General features: G+C 65.2%; 17 protein-coding genes. 4 read left to right on the top strand and 13 right to left on the bottom strand.

Annotated features, from left to right (window positions below):
- Positions 1 to 206: 206 nt before the first annotated feature.
- From U1R88_RS34640 to U1R88_RS34590, 11 genes are all read right to left on the bottom strand, one after another.
- Positions 207 to 707: a F0F1 ATP synthase subunit B family protein gene (locus U1R88_RS34640; protein ID WP_322435417.1), complete on the bottom strand. Its 501-nt coding sequence runs from the start codon at positions 705 to 707 to the stop codon at positions 207 to 209.
- A gap of 31 nt (positions 708 to 738) precedes the next feature.
- On the bottom strand, positions 739 to 1284 hold the full coding sequence (locus tag U1R88_RS34635) for a F0F1 ATP synthase subunit B (protein WP_068291852.1): 546 nt from the start codon (positions 1282 to 1284) through the stop codon (positions 739 to 741).
- A 161-nt stretch (positions 1285 to 1445) separates the two neighbouring features.
- Complete coding sequence (locus U1R88_RS34630) at positions 1446 to 1673, bottom strand: F0F1 ATP synthase subunit C (RefSeq protein WP_068291855.1); 228 nt, start codon at positions 1671 to 1673, stop codon at positions 1446 to 1448.
- 43 nt (positions 1674 to 1716) lie between these two features.
- Positions 1717 to 2451 carry a F0F1 ATP synthase subunit A gene (locus tag U1R88_RS34625; protein ID WP_425545531.1) on the bottom strand — a complete coding sequence of 245 codons (735 nt, stop codon included), beginning with the start codon at positions 2449 to 2451 and terminating at the stop codon, positions 1717 to 1719.
- Positions 2452 to 2494: 43 nt separating this feature from the next.
- Positions 2495 to 2863, bottom strand: coding sequence for an AtpZ/AtpI family protein (locus U1R88_RS34620; RefSeq protein WP_311942103.1), 369 nt, complete (start codon positions 2861 to 2863; stop codon positions 2495 to 2497).
- Between the two features lie 339 nt (positions 2864 to 3202).
- Positions 3203 to 3799, bottom strand: coding sequence for an ATP-dependent Clp protease proteolytic subunit (locus U1R88_RS34615; RefSeq protein ID WP_149251723.1), 597 nt, complete (start codon positions 3797 to 3799; stop codon positions 3203 to 3205).
- Positions 3800 to 3809: 10 nt separating this feature from the next.
- Positions 3810 to 4235: an SRPBCC family protein gene (locus U1R88_RS34610; protein WP_322435414.1), complete on the bottom strand. Its 426-nt coding sequence runs from the start codon at positions 4233 to 4235 to the stop codon at positions 3810 to 3812.
- Complete coding sequence (locus tag U1R88_RS34605; protein ID WP_322435413.1) at positions 4232 to 4546, bottom strand: ArsR/SmtB family transcription factor; 315 nt, start codon at positions 4544 to 4546, stop codon at positions 4232 to 4234. Before U1R88_RS34605 ends, U1R88_RS34610 begins: the two co-directional genes overlap by 4 nt.
- Positions 4547 to 4739: 193 nt before the next feature.
- The gene (locus U1R88_RS34600) at positions 4740 to 8195 is read right to left on the bottom strand and encodes a chromosome segregation SMC family protein (protein WP_322435412.1); all 3456 of its coding nucleotides are present in this window, start codon (positions 8193 to 8195) and stop codon (positions 4740 to 4742) included.
- Positions 8196 to 8231: 36 nt separating this feature from the next.
- The gene (locus U1R88_RS34595) at positions 8232 to 8894 is read right to left on the bottom strand and encodes a DsbA family protein (RefSeq protein ID WP_311942118.1); all 663 of its coding nucleotides are present in this window, start codon (positions 8892 to 8894) and stop codon (positions 8232 to 8234) included.
- A gap of 96 nt (positions 8895 to 8990) precedes the next feature.
- Positions 8991 to 9590, bottom strand: coding sequence for a DUF721 domain-containing protein (locus U1R88_RS34590; protein ID WP_162275171.1), 600 nt, complete (start codon positions 9588 to 9590; stop codon positions 8991 to 8993).
- A 24-nt stretch (positions 9591 to 9614) separates the two neighbouring features.
- Between U1R88_RS34590 and mutY the strand changes: the two genes are divergently transcribed.
- Positions 9615 to 10694 (top strand): A/G-specific adenine glycosylase, encoded by a 1080-nt coding sequence (gene mutY, locus U1R88_RS34585; protein ID WP_322435411.1) that lies wholly within the window; start codon positions 9615 to 9617, stop codon positions 10692 to 10694.
- A 52-nt stretch (positions 10695 to 10746) separates the two neighbouring features.
- On the opposite strand, the gene U1R88_RS34580 is transcribed toward mutY, so the two are convergent.
- Together U1R88_RS34580 and U1R88_RS34575 are read right to left on the bottom strand one after the other, a co-directional pair.
- Complete coding sequence (locus tag U1R88_RS34580; RefSeq protein ID WP_322435410.1) at positions 10747 to 11439, bottom strand: aspartate/glutamate racemase family protein; 693 nt, start codon at positions 11437 to 11439, stop codon at positions 10747 to 10749.
- Between the two features lie 2 nt (positions 11440 to 11441).
- Positions 11442 to 12896, bottom strand: coding sequence for an MFS transporter (locus tag U1R88_RS34575; protein WP_322435409.1), 1455 nt, complete (start codon positions 12894 to 12896; stop codon positions 11442 to 11444).
- Between the two features lie 199 nt (positions 12897 to 13095).
- Here U1R88_RS34575 and U1R88_RS34570 point away from each other — a divergent pair, with 199 nt between their 5' ends.
- From U1R88_RS34570 to U1R88_RS34560, 3 genes are all read left to right on the top strand, one after another.
- Positions 13096 to 13938: a MurR/RpiR family transcriptional regulator gene (locus U1R88_RS34570; RefSeq protein ID WP_322435415.1), complete on the top strand. Its 843-nt coding sequence runs from the start codon at positions 13096 to 13098 to the stop codon at positions 13936 to 13938.
- Positions 13939 to 14026: 88 nt separating this feature from the next.
- Positions 14027 to 14488, top strand: a complete 462-nt coding sequence (locus U1R88_RS34565; protein ID WP_322435408.1) for a DUF4126 family protein — start codon at positions 14027 to 14029, stop codon at positions 14486 to 14488.
- On the top strand, positions 14485 to 15867 hold the full coding sequence (locus tag U1R88_RS34560) for an FAD-containing oxidoreductase (RefSeq protein WP_322435406.1): 1383 nt from the start codon (positions 14485 to 14487) through the stop codon (positions 15865 to 15867). The genes U1R88_RS34565 and U1R88_RS34560 overlap by 4 nt, the downstream gene beginning before the upstream one ends.
- Positions 15868 to 16010: the final 143 nt, after the last annotated feature.

Here is a 16010-nt window from a genome sequence, read left to right as displayed (position 1 = left end):
AACCGCACTTTTTCTCTAGCTCTTTGTTTCGACGCGTCTTTGCGATTCTTGGTGACTCCGTCAAATCGCAAAACGCTCTAGTCAACTCAAGGGAGTTGACGACACCCGCAAGGGGAGAAGGGATCCGATTCTGCACGCTTGCTGCAAAAGAAAAAGCCGCCCAACCTTTCGGCGGGCGGCTTTTCAGGATGTCGTGTCGATCTTGCTCAGTTGAGCTTGGCGCGCACTTCGTTGAGGGCGGCCGACATCAGATTGCCGGCACTGGCCGCGGGCTGGTCGGCAAGGATTGTCGTAGCGGCCTGGACGGCGGCATCGGCAGCAACAGCCTTGACCTCGGCGACGGCAGAGGTTTCGGCCTGGGCAATCTTCTGATCGGCCAGCTTGGTGCGGCGGGCGACGAAGTCTTCGATCTTGGCGATCTGCTCGGCCTTGAAGCGCTCGGCCTCGGCCTTGGCAGCCTCGATCATCGCAGCAGCCTCGGCTTCCGCTTCCTTCTGCTTCTTCTGATAGTCGGCCAGCAGCTTCTGGGCTTCCTCGCGCAAGGCGCGAGCCTGCTCGAGTTCGGCACGCACGGCGTTGCCGCGGGCGTCGAGGCCCTTGCCGATCTGCCCGAAGGCGCCGAGCTTCCAGGCAATGGCCAGGAAGATCAGCGTGGCGATGAGGATGTAGAACTCCGGCCCGGCAGGGTTGAAGAGTTCGTGGATCATCTCGGCGAAATATTCGATCACGCCCGCCTCCTTACTTGGCCATGGCGGCGTCGACGGCGGACTGAACCGTCTGCGGCTCGGGCGCCTTGCCGAGCAACTGCTCGACGATCGCGTTGGTGGCGTCGACGGCGATGCCGTTGACGTTGCCGAGCGCAGCCTGCTTGGTCGCCAGGATCTTGGCTTCCGCTGCCGCCAGCTTGGCCGAGAGATCGGCTTCGAGCGACTTGCGGGTGGTATCCGTTTCGGCGGTCACGGCAGCACGTGTTTCGGCTGCGATGCTTTGCGCCTTGGCGCGGGCCTTGATCAGCGCGGTCTGATAGGAGGCCACGGCCTCGTCACTGTCCGCCTTGGCCTTCTGGGCAGCCGCAAGGTCCGCCGCGATCTTAGCCGACCGCTCGGAGAGGATGCCGGCGATGCGCGGCAGCGCGATCTTCGACATCAGGATGTAGAGAAGCCCGAAAGCGATGACCAGCCACACGAGCTGTGAGGCAAAGGACGAGCTGTCGAAGGGCGGAAATGCGCCCTTGGCCCCATGTGCATCGCCGGGAACCTCGGTTCCTGCGTGACTTTCAGCCATGAAACACCTTCAACGGATGTGCACTCACATCTTTGCAGGCCAAGCTACAAACAGATGGAGCCACAAACAGATGGAATTGCTGCATTCCAGCCAATCAAACGATGAACGGCCTCGCGAATTTCGATCGCGAAAGCCGTCGTCGTCGGCGTGGCTGGCGCGGATCAGACTGCGAAGAGGAGCAGCAGAGCGACGAGCAGCGAGAAGATGCCGAGAGCTTCGGTCAGAGCGAAGCCGAGGAGAAGCGTGCCGCGCTGGCCGTCGGCAGCCGACGGGTTGCGCAGGGCGCCCGAGAGGAACTGGCCGAACAGGTTGCCGAGGCCGATACCAGCGCCGGCCATGCCGATGCAAGCGAGACCAGCGCCGATATACTTAGCTGCGACGGGATCCATGGAGAACTCCTGTTGGTGTAGGTTTTGTTGGATTTAGACGGGATCAATGGCCGGGGTGAAGGGCGTCATTGAGGTAGATGCAGGTCAGCGTGGCGAAGACATAGGCTTGCAGCACGGCAACCAGCACTTCGAGCGCCACCAGGGCGATCACGAGAAGCAGGGGCAGGGGCGAGAGGATCGCGGTCAGCGCACCGGCGCTGGCCAGCATGACGATGAAGCCGGCGAAGATCTTCAGGGCGATGTGGCCGGCCAGCATGTTGGCGAAGAGACGGACGGAGAGGCTGATCGGGCGCGAGACGAAGGAGATGATCTCGATCGCCACCAGCAGCGGCAGCAGCACGGCCGGCACGCCGGAGGGCACGAACAGCTTCAGGAAGTGGGCGCCGTTCTTGTAGAAACCATAGAGGATCACCGTCGTGATCACCAGGGCCGCCAGCGCGAAGGTGACGATGATGTGGCTGGTGACGGTGAAGAAGCCGGGAATCAGGCCGAGCACGTTGCAGAACAGCACGAACATGAAGAGCGAGAACACCAGCGGCATGAAGCGCATGCCCTCGTTCCCAGCCGAGGAACGCACGGTGCCGGCCACGAATTCGTAGAAGGTCTCGGCGAGGGACTGCCAGCGGCCCGGCACGGTGGCGCGGGAAGAAGTCGTCGCGATCATCACCAGCGCGATGAGGATCACCGCCAGGAACATGAAGAGAGCCGAATTGGTGAACGCGATGCTGCCGATATGGAAGAGCGGCTTGATCTCGAACTGCGTAATCGGACTATGCATCGCCAGCGAGGCCCTGTCTTCTATTGTGGCGCGAGGCGCCGGTTCATTCCTGTTTGTCGGGCGTTTTGCCCAACATATTCGAGGCGCGCAACAAATTCCGGACACCTGCCGCAAAGCCAAGCATCAAAAAGATGATGAGCCCCCACGGCGAAGTCCCGGCAAACCGATCCACAACCCATCCCAGCAATCCGCCGGCGACGATGCCACCGACGAACTCGGACGAGAGGCGCATGGCCTTGCCGATCGCAGAAGGATCGCCCTCCTGCTTGCGCACCTTGGCCGCTTCGGCTGCTTCCCCGGCCTTGATGGAGCCGAGGCGCTCGTCGAGACGGCGCAAGCGTTCGTTTAATTCACGATCGCGGGATTCGTCTTTGCCGGATTTTCCGGCCTGGTCCGCTTCGTCGCTCGCCATTGCGGCAACATGCTCCCTGGCCGGCCAAAACAGAGCCGGACGCCCCCCTTGAAAACGGCGGGACCATACCCACGCCCCCTTGCGGTGTCAAGGCGAGGCGAAATTATGCCAAGTCTTTGAGAACAAATAAAAAATGAGGAGAATGGCCATTGGCTGCTGGCTTTTCTATATGGGACAAGCCTGGGTTGCGATGTCACATTTTGCTGTATGGGGCTGCGCAAGTCTGCCTTGAAGCCGTCGCAGCGGCGCCACAGACGGGTGGCGCGGCTGAAAACGCTGCGGGAATCAGGGCCAAACTTCGGAGCGCGGACAGGATGTCCGCGCTCCGCGCAAGCCCGGCTAGGCCGCTTCCAGGCGCTCCGGGGCGACATGATCCACCAAGCCCCAGGCCTGGGCTTCGTCGGCCGACATGAAGTTGTCGCGGTCCATGGCGGCCTCGACTTCCGCGACGGTCCGGCCGCAGTGCTGGGCATAGAGTCCGTTGAGCCGGGCCCGCGACTTGATGATGTTGTTGGCGTGGATGAGCATGTCGCTGGCCTGGCCCTGATAGCCTCCCGAGGGCTGGTGCACCATGATCGAGGCATTGGGCAGGGCGAAGCGGCGCCCGGCCGTGCCGGCCATCAGGATGAAGGAGCCGAGCGAGAAGGCCGATCCCATGCACAGCGTCGAGACCGGGCTCTTGATGAACTGCATGGTGTCGTAGATGGCAAAGCCGCTGGTCACCGATCCGCCCGGGGAGTTGATGTAGAGCGAGATCTCCTTCTTCGAATTCTCCGCCTCCAGGAACAGGAGCTGTGCGCAGACCAGGGCAGAGACGCCATCATCGACAGGGCCGTTGATGAAGATGATGCGCTCGCGCAGCAGGCGCGAGAAGATGTCGAAGGCACGTTCGCCGCGGGTGGACTGCTCCACCACCATGGGGACGAGGGAATTCATGACGAGCTCCTCAGGCCGCCTGCAGCAGCATGGTCGGCTGGTTGAGATTGGCGGCGACGGGCCGCAGGACGAAGTTGCTCTGGGTGATGCGCAGCAGCGTGGAGCCTTTGCCATGGGGGGCGAGCTCGAAGGTGACGACGCTGTCGAGGACGCGGTCCTGGATCTTTTCGCTCCAGGCATAGCGCAGTATTTGCGGGGCCTCGGCGGCAAGGAGGCGGCAATCGACCAGTTCGGGCTCTTTCGACTCCCGTCGCGGTGAACGGGGAGCACCCGTCCCGTCCTCGGCCGGCGTCAGCCAGGCGGCGACGTAATCGGGAATGGTGAGGGCACGCCAGACCTTGGCGGGCGGTGCTTCCAGCAGGCTTTCGAAGTGAAGATCGTCCGGCGCTGTCTTGTCCTCCGCGCCTTTGATCGTCGCGTCGCTCAGGATCGTCATTGGTCCATCTCCTTCAGCACGGCCTTGAGCCGGTCGATGCGTCCAGGCCAGAAGCTCGCGTAGCGGTTGACCCAGTCGGCCAGCGGGGCGAGCGCCTGGGGGGCGGCACGGTAATGCACCATGCGACCCTCGCGCCGCTCGGCCACCAGGCCCGCCTCGCGCAGCACGGCCAGATGCTGCGAGATCGCCGGCTGGGAAATCTCGAAGCCGGCCTTGATCTGTGAAACGCTCATCTCGCCGCCCGCCAGCCGTTCGAACACGGCGCGGCGGGTGGGGTCGGCAAGGGCACGGAAGAGGTTCGTCTGCATCATGTAAAACACATAAGCACTTGCTTATGGATTCGGCAAGGGAAGATTGTGGGTTCGGTGTGCCGGTCTTCCGACCGACAGGGCAGTACGGTATTTGGGTAGAAAGTTGTGCCGGTCCCGCTCCATCTCTCGATAGAGCTGAGGAGGGGGACACGGGTCGCATTTCCATGCCGGTCTGAAGACCGGCACACCAGGATTACACCGCTTCCAGGAACTTCTCGGCTTCGCTCAGATTGACCGAGACCAGCTGGCTGACGCCGCGTTCGGCCATGGTGACGCCGAACAGGCGGTTCTGGCGCGACATGGTGATCGGGTTGTGGGTGATGGTGACGAAACGCGTCTCGGTCTCGCGAATCATCGCATCGAGGAGATCGCAGAAGCGCTCGACATTGGCGTCATCAAGCGGCGCGTCGACTTCGTCGAGCACGCAGATCGGTGCCGGATTGGTGAGGAACACCGCAAAGATCAGCGCCATCGCCGTGAGGGCCTGTTCGCCACCCGAGAGCAGGGACAGGGTCTGCGGCTTCTTGCCCGGCGGGCGGGCCAGCATTTCGAGGCCGGCTTCGAGCGGGTCGTCCGATTCGGTGAGCTGCAGTTCCGCCGTGCCGCCGCCGAACAGGGTCTGGAACAGGCGCTGGAAGTGGCCGTTGACCACGTCGAAGGCAGCGAGCAGCCTCTCGCGCCCCTCGCGGTTGAGGCCGGCGATCGCCTGGCGCAGGCGCTTGATCGCCTCGACCAGATCGTCCCGCTCGCTGACGAGGCCATCGAGCTGAGTCTGCACGTCCTTCTGCTCGTCCTCGGCCCTGAGATTGACCGCACCGAGGCGCTCGCGCTCGCGCTTGGCGTCCTCGAGCGTGCGCTCGACCGCACGCCGATCGGGGATCGGCGCATTGGCGGCGAGATTGGCGAGCTTCAGGAGACCCGTCGGGGCGACGTTGAGGGCCTCCTCGATCTCGGTGACGATCTGGGACCGGCGCGCGCGCAGGGCGTCCAGCTTCTCTTCCGAGCGCACCTGCTCCTCGCGGGCTTGGCTCAAGGCAACCAGCGCTTCGCGGCCTTGACGGTCGGTCTGGGCCAGGCGGGTCTCGGCCTCGGCCAGGCGGTCGGCGGCGATCTTGCGCGTCTCTTCCGCCGTTTCGGTTTCGGCGATCAGGCCCCGCCGCCGTGCCGCGAAGACGACCGGCGCATCGTCGAACTCCGCCCGTTCGATTTCCAGTTCGGTCAGGCGGCTGGTCAGCGTCTCGATCTGGGCCGCGCCATTCTCCTGGCGGTCTGTCCAGGACTGGCTTTCCTGCTCGATGGCGGCCAGACGCCGCGAGCGCAACTCGTCCTCGCGTGCCAGCGTCTGGGCCTGGGCGCGCGTCTCGGCCACCTCGGCGCGACCTTCCGCGACGCCATGGCGCAATTCCTGCAGCTGGGCGTTGAGGGCGCTGCCATCGGGCAGTGCAGCCAAAGTCTGTCTTGTCCGCTCGCAGGCCTCGCGCGCCTCGGCAAGATCGCTGCCGAGGCGGTTGCCGGCTTCGTCCAGGGCGGAGAGGCGGCTGGCGAGCTGTGCCGCCTGACGCTCGGCCGCGACGGCGCGCTCGCGCAGTTGATCGGCCTCGCGGCTGAGATTGCGCCAGGCATCGCGTGTGATGCGCTCGCGCTCGGCGGCCTGGCGCGAGGCGGCCTGCGCCATCTCGGCCTCGCGGCGGCGCGGAACGACGGCCTCCCGGGCCTCCCGGGCCTGTTCCTCCAGTTCGGCCAGGCGGTTGCGCTCGGCCAGGCGCCTGGCGGCGGGAGAGGGGGCTTCCGCGGCTGCCACGAAACCGTCCCAGCGCCAGAGATCGCCCTCGCGGCTCACCAGCCTCTGGCCTGGGGCGAGCAGGGCCTTGAGGCGGGGACCGTCGGCCCTGTCCACGATGCCGATCTGGGCCAATCGACGCGCCAGGCCTTCAGGAGCCTGAACGAAATTCGCCAGTGCCTCCACGCCTGCGGGTAAAGGCGGGTCGCCGTCGGCGACGGCGCCCGACCAATGGGCCGGGGCGTCGCGGTCGGTGGGAGCATCGATATCCTCGCCGAGTGCGGCGCCGAGCGCGACCTCATAGCCCTTGGCGACCTGGAGGGCATCGGCAATCGGGGGATATTTGGCGCCGGCCGGCGTCAGCACCAGCTTGGCGAGGGTACGCGCCTCGGTTTCCAGGCGATTGGCCGTGCGCTCGGCCTCCTGAAGGGGGCTTCGCGTGGCGGCTTCGGCGTCGCGCGCCTCGGCGTGGACGGCTTCAGCTTCCATGGCGGCCTGCTCGGCCTGGCTGCGCCGTTCCTGCAACTCGGCCAGCTGTTCCTGGAGCTGCTCGGCGAGAGCCGCGGCATTGGAGCCGGCGCGGAGGGCCTCGCCCTCACGCCGGATCTCGGCGAGCTGGCGTTCCAGGCGAACCACTCGCTCGGCGGCCTCGCGCTCGCTGCGTTCGGCCTGGGCGCGCGACGCCTGGAGTTCGGCCAGGGCGCCCTGGGCCTCGCCCATCGCCTTCTCCTGTCCGGCCAAGGCGATCTCGGCCTCCCGCAACAGGCCGGCGGCCTCGGAGGCCCGTTCCTTGCTGCCGTCCTGCTCAGCCTTGAGGGAGGATTCCTCGGCCGTCAGACGCTGCAGCATGGTGCCGGCATCCGATATCATCGACTTCTCGCGCGTGATGTCGGCGCCGGCTTGGCGAATACGGTGGTCGAGCTCGATGCGCCGCTCGCCGGCGCGCCGCTCCTCCTGCTCCAGTTGCTCGCGTGCCAGCACCAGACGATGCAGGGCGGTACCGGCGGCATGCTCGGCCTCGCGCAAGGGCGGCATCTCATGGGCGGCGATGGCGGCCAGGCGGGCCGTCTCGGCCTGCGCCCGCGTGCGCTCGGCCACGGTGCGGGTGTCGAGGTCGAGCCGCTTTTCCGCCTCGATCACCAGCCGCCCCGCCTCCTCGAAGGCGATGTGGAAGAGCAGAGCCTCGGCCTGCCGGATCTCGTTGGAAAGGCCGCGATAGCGGAAGGCCTGGCGTGACTGGCGCTTGAGGCTGTCGAGCTGGGATTCGATCTGGGTCAGCACGTCCTCGAGCCGTTCCAGATTGCTCTCGGCCGCCTTCAGCCTCAGCTCCGCCTCATGGCGGCGCGTATGCAGGCCGGAGATGCCGGCTGCTTCCTCGAGGATGCGGCGGCGCGATTGCGGCTTGGCGGCGATGAGTTCGGCGATCTGGCCCTGGCGCACCATGGCGGGCGAGCGTGCGCCGGTGGAGGCGTCGGCGAAGATGAGCTGCACGTCGCGGGCGCGCACTTCGCGGCCGTTGATGCGGTAATTGGAGCCGCGGTCACGCTCGATGCGGCGGGAGATTTCCAGGATGTCGGCGTCGTTGAAGGCAGCCGGGGCGGTGCGGTCCTTGTTCTCGACCGTCAGCATCACCTCGGCCATGTTGCGCGGCGGCCGGTTCCCCGAGCCGCCGAAGATGACGTCGTCCATCTCGGCGGCGCGCAGGTTTTTGTGGCTGCTCTCGCCCATCACCCAGCGCAGGGCTTCGACCAGGTTCGACTTGCCGCACCCGTTCGGCCCGACGACGCCGGTCAAACCGGGTTCGATCAGGAAATCCGTCGGTTCGACGAAGGACTTGAAGCCGAGAAGCCTGAGCTTGGTTAGTTTCATCCATCACCCCGCAGTCCGGCGGGGCCGGGACTGCTTTCAGGATTTGAGGAACGGATCGACGACCTGGGAGAACTCGTCGATCGTGATCTCGCCGCCCTTCCTGATACCGTTGATGAAGAAGGTCGGCGTGCCGTCGATACCGAAAGCCGAAGAACCACGCTCCTTCACGGCATTTACGCCAGCATAGAGCGTCTGGTCTTTCAAGCAGGCCTGGAACTGTTCCTGTGTAAAACCGGACTGCTTGGCGATGCCGAACAGGGCCGGAAGCACCTGCTTGGCATCGTTGACGAACGCCCAGCTCTCCTGCTGCGAGAACAGCACGTCGAGCATGGTGTAATATTTCTCGGGCGGCGCGTCCTTGGCAATGCAGCGTGCCAGCATGAAGGCGGCCGTGGCACGCGGATCGAGCGGGAACTCGCGCATGGTCCACAGCACCTTGCCGGTATCGATGTATTTTTGCTTGATCGCCGGGAACACGTCTTTGGCAAAGCGCGCGCAATGGGGGCAGGTCATCGAGGCATATTCATAGACCTTGACCGGCGCATCCGGCTTGCCGAGCGCGATATCGGGAATGGGGCCGGGCACGGCCAGTTCGAGCAGGCTGACCTTGTCGTCGGCCGCGAGGGCGGGCAGGGCCGCAAGCGCCGGACTCGCCGCAAGGGCTGCGATCAGGGTACGGCGGGAAAGCATCGGGCTCATCGGCGACTCATGTCCTTTGTCATTGCGCGTATCGGCGCACTCTATGTGTGCGGTACTTGAGCCTTGCAATTATGGCAACAGGCTGACCAACTGCCTTCACGTAGGTGTGACCGGTTTGTTCGGGACCGGCTTGGTGGTGCGGGTGGAGCCGCGAACCTGCCGCCCCAGCCGTTCAAGCGCTTCGCGCAGGCCGGGGTTCTCGATGCCGCTGAGATCGTCGGCCAATCGGCGGGAGGCCTCGGGGGGCAGGTCGGGAATCCCGGGCCTCTGCCTCGGCGCCGGATGATCCACTGGCCCCTGCTTGAGGCGCAGCTTGCCGACGCAGCGCCAGCCGAAGACCGCGTTGATGCGCTCGATGATTTGGCTGGCCGACATCTCGACCTCGAGCGCGAAGGCGCTCTCGACCCGCAGGATCAGGGTCGCGGCGGCAGGAGCCGCATCGGAGGCTTCGCCCTTTGGGCGAGGCGGCCATTGCATCTTCACCGGCAGGGAATGGGCCGAGAGCCGGGCGCCGACGATATCCGGCCAGTGCCCGATGATGTCGGCCGTGGCGAAGCCGCGCGCCTTGAGGGCGTCGGCCAGCGCCGGACCGACGAGATCCGCAAAGGGGCGGGCCGACCTTCGCTTGAAGGGAGCCTGCTGTGGAGACGCCTGAGGCTGAGGAGCCTTAGGCTGAGACTTGGGCTTGTTGATCATGGCCGATCTGTGGAATGAGAGGCCATGCTTAATAGTGTCGCTCCCGAGGTCAAGTCCTCAGAAGGCCTTCACGCAGAAGCCCTGCTCGTCTGGTATGACAGGCATCGAAGGCGGCTGCCCTGGCGGGCGCTGCCTGGCGAGACGCCGAATCCCTACCGTGTCTGGCTCTCCGAGATCATGCTGCAGCAGACCACGGTGAAGACCGTCGGCCCCTATTTCCAGGCTTTTCTGGCACGATGGCCCACGGTCGACGCCATGGCCGAGAGCGATGAGGAGGACATCCTCAAGGCCTGGGCCGGGCTTGGCTATTATTCGCGCGCCCGCAACCTGCACGCCTGCGCCCGCTTTGTCAGCGCCAGGCTGGGCGGTCGTTTTCCCGACACGGTCGAGGGCCTCAGGCAGTTGCCGGGGATCGGCGCCTATACGGCGGCGGCCGTGGCCGCGATCGCCTTCGACCGGCGCGCGGCCGTGGTCGACGGCAATGTCGAGCGGGTGGTGACGCGGCTCGAAGCGCTGGAAACCCCGCTCCCGCAGGCCAAGCCCCTGATCGCCGAGATCGTCGACGGCATGACCCCGGCCGACAGGCCCGGCGATTTTGCGCAAGGCATGATGGATCTCGGGGCAACGATCTGCACCCCGAAACGCCCGGCTTGCGGCCTGTGCCCATATCTGCCCTTCTGCAGGGCCCGCCGGGAAGGCACGCAGGAGACATTTCCGCGCAAGGCCCCCAAGGCCAAGCGCCCCTTGCGCAGGGGCGCGGCGTTCTGGATCGTCAGGCCGGATGGCTGGGTACTGGTGCGCAAACGCCCCGACAAGGGGCTGCTCGGCGGCATGACCGAGATTCCGTCCAGCGTCTGGAGCGAAGATTTCGATTCAAGCGCGGCCGTCAACCACGCGCCGCTCAAGGCGAAATGGCGCGAGCTACCGGGCGAGGTAAGCCATGGCTTCACCCATTTCGAGCTTGCCGTCAGCGTCTATGCCGCCGATGCCCTGCTGAGCACCAAGGCTCCACCGGATTGCCGCTGGGTTCGCCTTGATGACCTCGACGGCGAGGCCCTGCCCACCGTGATGCGCAAGATCGCGGCGCTGGCGCGGGGAAATTAAGAGAGGCGCGAGCGGGCGGGCGTTCGCGCGTCTTCCTTGCCGTGGGCGCCGCTCAGTTCCGATGCCCGTTGCCGTTTGCGAGCGCAGCGATCATCAGGTCCACCGCCGAGCCGATGGGCGCGATGATGGGGATGTCGAATTGCGCGCGCAGATATTCCGCCGCCTCGCCCAGCGGCCCGCCGCCGATGATCACCGCTTCCGCCCCGTCCTCGATGCACAGCCTCACCATGGCTGCCAGTTCGTTGCGCAGGCGTTCTGCATCATCGGCAAGCTTGACCGGATCGCCCGGCGTGCAGCGTATGCCTGTATAGAGGTGCTGTAGGCCGAGGCTTGCGGCACGCGCCGCGATGGCGTCGGCGAGATCCGGCGTGACGGTGGCGACGCCGAATTTCCGCCCGCCCTGCGAGGCGTCGATCATGGATGCCTCGCAAATGCCCATGACCGGCACTTGCAGGCTTTCCTGCAGGTGGACGACACCAGGATCGCCATAGGCACTGACGATGATGCCGATGCAGCCCGCATCCTGCGCGCGGCCGATCTCGATGACCTGGCTTGCCGAGGCGGTAAGCTGGGTCTCGTTGACGATCATCGAGGGGCTGCGGGTTGCCGTGGCGGCTTCCAGCCGAAGCCGCCCGTCGGCCTTGCGGCGGGCAATGGCCAGCATCATCCCCGTGGTCGCTTCCGAGCTGTTGGGATTGATCAATAGGACATGAGGAGGCGATGCTTGGGGGGACGATGCTTGCATTGTCAGGCCTGTTCTCTAGCAGTCTTGGTAAAATTGATGGTCGGGGGTTCGGATTCGGCCGGCTGGGTGAGGTCTTCCATGGATCGGCCATAGGTCTCGGGCCCGAGCTGGATGCAGAAGGCGAAGACCGCATACATCGAGGCGGCGAGGCCGAAAACGCCGAGCATGCCGAGATTGTCGAATAGGAAACCGGCCAAGGTCGGCACGATGGAGCCCGCGGCCGAGCCGCTCGCCAGGATCAGGGCCACGCCGAAGCCGCGAATGCGGGTCGGATAGAGCTCGGGCGCATAGATCCAGATCGAGGTGTTGAGCAGCAGCACGAAGAACTGGAAGAGCGCGCCGAAGAACAGCACCAGGTAGAGGCTGCTCCCCAGGCAGACGATGGCCAGGGCTGCCGCGCAGGCACAGACGGAGCCGACGCTCAGGACCCTCTTTCGCGGGAAATAATAGCCGAACATCGAGGCGGCGATCGCCCCCAGCACGCTGCCGCTCTGGATGATCATCGAGTAGAGCAGGCTGCCGGAGAGCGTATGGCCCATCGACATGAAGATCATCGGCATGAGGGTGAGCACGGAAAGCTGCGCCCCATAGCTCATCAGGATCGCGATCGCCACGGGAATGGTGCGGCCGAGATAGGGGGCCTGGAAGAGCTCTCTCCAGCTGCTTTTCGCGGGCTGGACCGTGTCGTCCTCGGGGCTCGACAGATAGGCCCTGACCCGCAGATCCTTCGGGCGCAGCGAGCCCGAGGCCAGGATGGATAGCACCTTGTTGGCTTCGTCGATCTTGCCCTGCGAGGCCAGGAAGCGCGGTGTTTCCGGCACGTAGCGGCGGAAGAACACGACGAGGAAGGCCGGGATCGCCAGCACGCCGAAGAGCCAGCGCCAGGCATCGTCCCCCGCGAACAGGGTGAAGACCACAAGCCCGAACGCGGGGGCGAGGAAATTTCCGAAGCCGCCGGCACCGACATTGACCAGGCCAGCTGCGGTGCCGCGGAATTTCGGCGAGCAGAACTCGGCAAGCATGGTGACGGCCGTGGAGATCTCGCCGCCGACGCCGAATCCGACGATGGCGCGCGCCATGCAAAGCACGCTGAAGCTCGGCGCAAGCGCACAGAGCGCCGACCCGAGCGTGAACAGCAGCAGATTGATGGTCAGCATGACGCGGCGGCCGTAGCGATCGCCGAGGATGCCGGAGAGAAGGCGGCCCGCAGCCGCGCTCGCGAAGGTGATGGTGTTCAGGAAGCCGACGTCGGCGCCGGTCAGGCCCCATTGCGCCTTTAGCATCGGCGCGATCAGCCCGATGGTGTTCTGCTCGAAGGCGTCGAAGAGGCACCCGATCAGGATGAGTGCGAGAATCTGCTTGTGGGCCGTGGTGACGCCGATCGTCCCCAGCGCCTGTTCCATCTGCTTTTGTACCGGCGACGATGCGCCGGACGGGATCATCTGTTCCCCTGCCATGGCGATTAAATCCTCTGGATGATGTTTGTGAAATTATTTTTTCATATTTAAACTTAAAGAAAATATTTTTGCAATTGGTATTTTCGTTTCTTGCTTGTGGCGTCAATTGACGGGGATTTTGGGTGATATGATTGTACAGATGGTCAAAATCTCTTACTGCTCGGAATAACCTGAAAATGAGATTTCAACTTTCTTGGCCATGCAGTCCACCGAGAGATCATTCCTGACCCGCGTGCGGGACATCCTCGACGAGCTTCCGCCAGCCGAACGGCGGCTCGGGGAATTCGTCTGTGATTTTCCCGGTGAACTGGCGAGCTACTCGGCATCGGAGCTAGCGGCCCTGGCCCATGTCTCCAACGCCACGGTGACGCGCTTCGTGCGCCGTTTGGGCTATGAGACCTACGAGGAATCGCGCCGCCACGTGCGCCAGGAAAGGCAGACCGGGTCGCGGCTGTTTCTTTCCAGTGCGGCGGACCCTGCTGCCGGCCAGTCGCTTTCCAGCCATGTCGGCCAGGCCATCGCCAATCTGGAGCAGACCTTTCTGTCGATCCGCGAGGCCCAGATCGATGCGGTGGTGGATGCCATGCTCGGCGCGCGCAGGACCTGGGTCGTGGGCTTTCGCTCCAGCCAGCCCTTCGCCGCCTATCTGCAATGGCAGATGCTGCAGGTCATCGACAATATCGTCGCCATTCCCGGCCCAGGCCAGACGCTCGGCGAATATCTGGCGAGCATCGCCGCTGAAGACATGGTGGTGGTTTTCGCCCTGCGCCGCCGCATCGCCAAGCTGGACGACATCCTGGCGGCCATCGAGAGGCGGGGCGCCAAGCTCCTCTACATCACCGATGAGGGCGCGCCTCTGCGCTCCTCGGCACAATGGCATTTCCATTGCCAGACCCTGGCGCCCGGCCCCTTGTTCAACCACACGTCGGTGATGGCGCTCTGCCATCTCATCACCACCCGAGCCATCGAGAAGGCCGGTGCCGCCGGGCGCAGGCGCTTGCGCGACATCGAAACCTTCGGCGATGCGCTCGAGGAGCTGTAGCCGGGAACGCCGCGCCCTCCGGCGAATGACTCTTGCCTTTATACCATCCTACCTCCAGCATGAGGTCTCACCGGCATAGGGGAACTGCATGTCGTTGCTCGGCGCTTTTCTGATCGGCGTGGTCGCGGGGCTGCGCACCTTCACCGCTCCTGCCGCTGTGAGTTGGGCGGCCTATCTGGGCTGGCTGCCGCTCGATGGCACGCCGCTCGCCTTCCTTGGCCATCCCGTCACGCCCTATATCTTCACAGCGCTGGCCATTTTGGAGTTCGTAGGCGATCAACTGCCCTCGACTCCCAGCCGCAAGGTGCCGATGCAGTTCGGCGCCCGCCTCGTGAGCGGCGCGTTCAGCGGGGCGGCGATCGGATTTGCAGGCGGATCCTGGCTGCTCGGGCTCATCGCGGGCGTGGTCGGCGCCATCGTCGGCACGCTGGGCGGCCATGAATTCCGCCGCCGGCTGGCGCTCGCCTTCGGGCGGGATCTGCCGGCCGCCCTGATCGAGGACGCCGTGGCGGTTCTCGGGGCACTCCTGATCGTCCGGGCCCTGCTATGAGCAGCGAATTCGACGCCATCATCGTCGGCGCTGGCCAGGCCGGGCCCTCCCTGGCGGGCCGCTTCAGTGCGGCGGGGCAGCGTGTCGCCGTGATCGAGCGCAAGCATGTCGGCGGAACCTGCGTCAACACCGGTTGCATGCCGACCAAGACCCTGGTGGCCAGTGCCTATGCCGCCCATCTCGCGCGCCGGGCCGACGAGTACGGCGTGGTGCTGGGAAGCGGCGTCGGCGTCGACATGAAGAAGGTCTGGACCCGCAAGCAGGCGGTGACCATGAACGCCCGCACCGGGCTGGAGGGCTGGCTCGGCGGCATGGCGGGCTGCCGGCTGGTCCGGGGCCATGCCCGCTTCACCGGCCCCCATGAGATCGAGGTCGATGGTGAGCGCCTGAGCGCGCCGAAGATCTTCCTCAATGTCGGTGGGCGTGCCCTGGTGCCCGACATGCCGGGGCTTGCCGGCATCGACTACCTCACCAACACCTCGATCGTGGAGCTCGATACGCTGCCGGAGCATCTCATCGTGGTCGGTGGCAGCTATATCGCGCTCGAATTCGCGCAGATGTATCGCCGCTTCGGCTCTGAGGTCACGGTGATCGAGCGTGGTCCGCGCCTGACCTCGCGGGAAGACCCCGATATTTCCGACGCCATTCGCGACATCCTGATCAAGGAGGGCATCGATATTCGCCTCGGGGCAACGAACCTTTCCTTTGCCCGCGAGAACAGCGGCGTTGCCGTCACCGTGGCGGGGGAGGGGCAAAGCCCCGCGCGGATATCGGGCTCGCATGTGCTGATCGCCGTCGGCCGGGTGCCCAATACCGACGACCTCGGCCTGGACAGAGCAGGCGTGCACACCGATGCCCGCGGATATGTCACGGTTGACGATCAACTGCGCAGCAATGTCGAGGGCATCTGGGCGCTCGGCGATTGCAACGGCAAGGGTGCCTTCACCCACACTTCCTACAATGACTACGAGATCGTCGCCGCCAATCTGTTCGACGCCGATCCCCGCCGGGTCAGCGACCGCATCACCGCCTATGCCCTTTACATCGATCCGCCCCTCGGGCGCATCGGACAGACCGAGGAGGAGGTGCGCCGGTCCGGACGGAAGGCCCTGATCGGCAAGCGGCCGATGACGCGGGTCGGCCGGGCGGTCGAGAAGGGCGAGACTCAGGGCTTCATGAAGGTGATCGTCGATGCCGACAGCCACGCCATTCTCGGCGCCGCCATCCTCGGTGTCGGCGGCGACGAGGTCGTGCACGGCCTGCTCGACGGCATGTATGCCAAGGCACCCTACGCTACCATCCAGCGCGCCGTGCACATCCATCCGACCGTCTCGGAGCTCGTGCCGACCATGATCGGCGAGATGCAGCCGCTGGTGTAGGGGGGCGTTTCTTGACGCTCGGCAGCGGAAGTGGCGTTTGCAGGGAAGAGCTGGAATTTCGAAACAACTAGGCCTCGTGGACAAAGCTTGACGGCAAGGCTCGGGATTGATTCAAGGCTGCTTTTTGGAGGCAGTTTTGGGCG

Source organism: Labrys sedimenti (assembly GCF_034424805.1).
Classification (GTDB): domain Bacteria; phylum Pseudomonadota; class Alphaproteobacteria; order Rhizobiales; family Labraceae; genus Labrys; species Labrys sedimenti.
Note: the sequence above shows the minus strand (reverse complement) of the source record. Positions and strands in the feature narration are given on the sequence as shown.

Coding starts and splice junctions, on each gene's coding strand:
- U1R88_RS34640 (WP_322435417.1), bottom strand. CDS start 707: ATGATCCACGAACTCTTCAACCCTGCCGGGCCGGAGTTCTACATCCTC.
- U1R88_RS34635 (WP_068291852.1), bottom strand. CDS start 1,284: ATGGCTGAAAGTCACGCAGGAACCGAGGTTCCCGGCGATGCACATGGG.
- U1R88_RS34630 (WP_068291855.1), bottom strand. CDS start 1,673: ATGGATCCCGTCGCAGCTAAGTATATCGGCGCTGGTCTCGCTTGCATC.
- U1R88_RS34625 (WP_425545531.1), bottom strand. CDS start 2,451: ATGCATAGTCCGATTACGCAGTTCGAGATCAAGCCGCTCTTCCATATC.
- U1R88_RS34620 (WP_311942103.1), bottom strand. CDS start 2,863: ATGGCGAGCGACGAAGCGGACCAGGCCGGAAAATCCGGCAAAGACGAA.
- U1R88_RS34615 (WP_149251723.1), bottom strand. CDS start 3,799: ATGAATTCCCTCGTCCCCATGGTGGTGGAGCAGTCCACCCGCGGCGAA.
- U1R88_RS34610 (WP_322435414.1), bottom strand. CDS start 4,235: ATGACGATCCTGAGCGACGCGACGATCAAAGGCGCGGAGGACAAGACA.
- U1R88_RS34605 (WP_322435413.1), bottom strand. CDS start 4,546: ATGATGCAGACGAACCTCTTCCGTGCCCTTGCCGACCCCACCCGCCGC.
- U1R88_RS34600 (WP_322435412.1), bottom strand. CDS start 8,195: ATGAAACTAACCAAGCTCAGGCTTCTCGGCTTCAAGTCCTTCGTCGAA.
- U1R88_RS34595 (WP_311942118.1), bottom strand. CDS start 8,894: ATGAGCCCGATGCTTTCCCGCCGTACCCTGATCGCAGCCCTTGCGGCG.
- U1R88_RS34590 (WP_162275171.1), bottom strand. CDS start 9,590: ATGATCAACAAGCCCAAGTCTCAGCCTAAGGCTCCTCAGCCTCAGGCG.
- mutY (WP_322435411.1), top strand. CDS start 9,615: ATGCTTAATAGTGTCGCTCCCGAGGTCAAGTCCTCAGAAGGCCTTCAC.
- U1R88_RS34580 (WP_322435410.1), bottom strand. CDS start 11,439: ATGCAAGCATCGTCCCCCCAAGCATCGCCTCCTCATGTCCTATTGATC.
- U1R88_RS34575 (WP_322435409.1), bottom strand. CDS start 12,896: ATGGCAGGGGAACAGATGATCCCGTCCGGCGCATCGTCGCCGGTACAA.
- U1R88_RS34570 (WP_322435415.1), top strand. CDS start 13,096: ATGCAGTCCACCGAGAGATCATTCCTGACCCGCGTGCGGGACATCCTC.
- U1R88_RS34565 (WP_322435408.1), top strand. CDS start 14,027: ATGTCGTTGCTCGGCGCTTTTCTGATCGGCGTGGTCGCGGGGCTGCGC.
- U1R88_RS34560 (WP_322435406.1), top strand. CDS start 14,485: ATGAGCAGCGAATTCGACGCCATCATCGTCGGCGCTGGCCAGGCCGGG.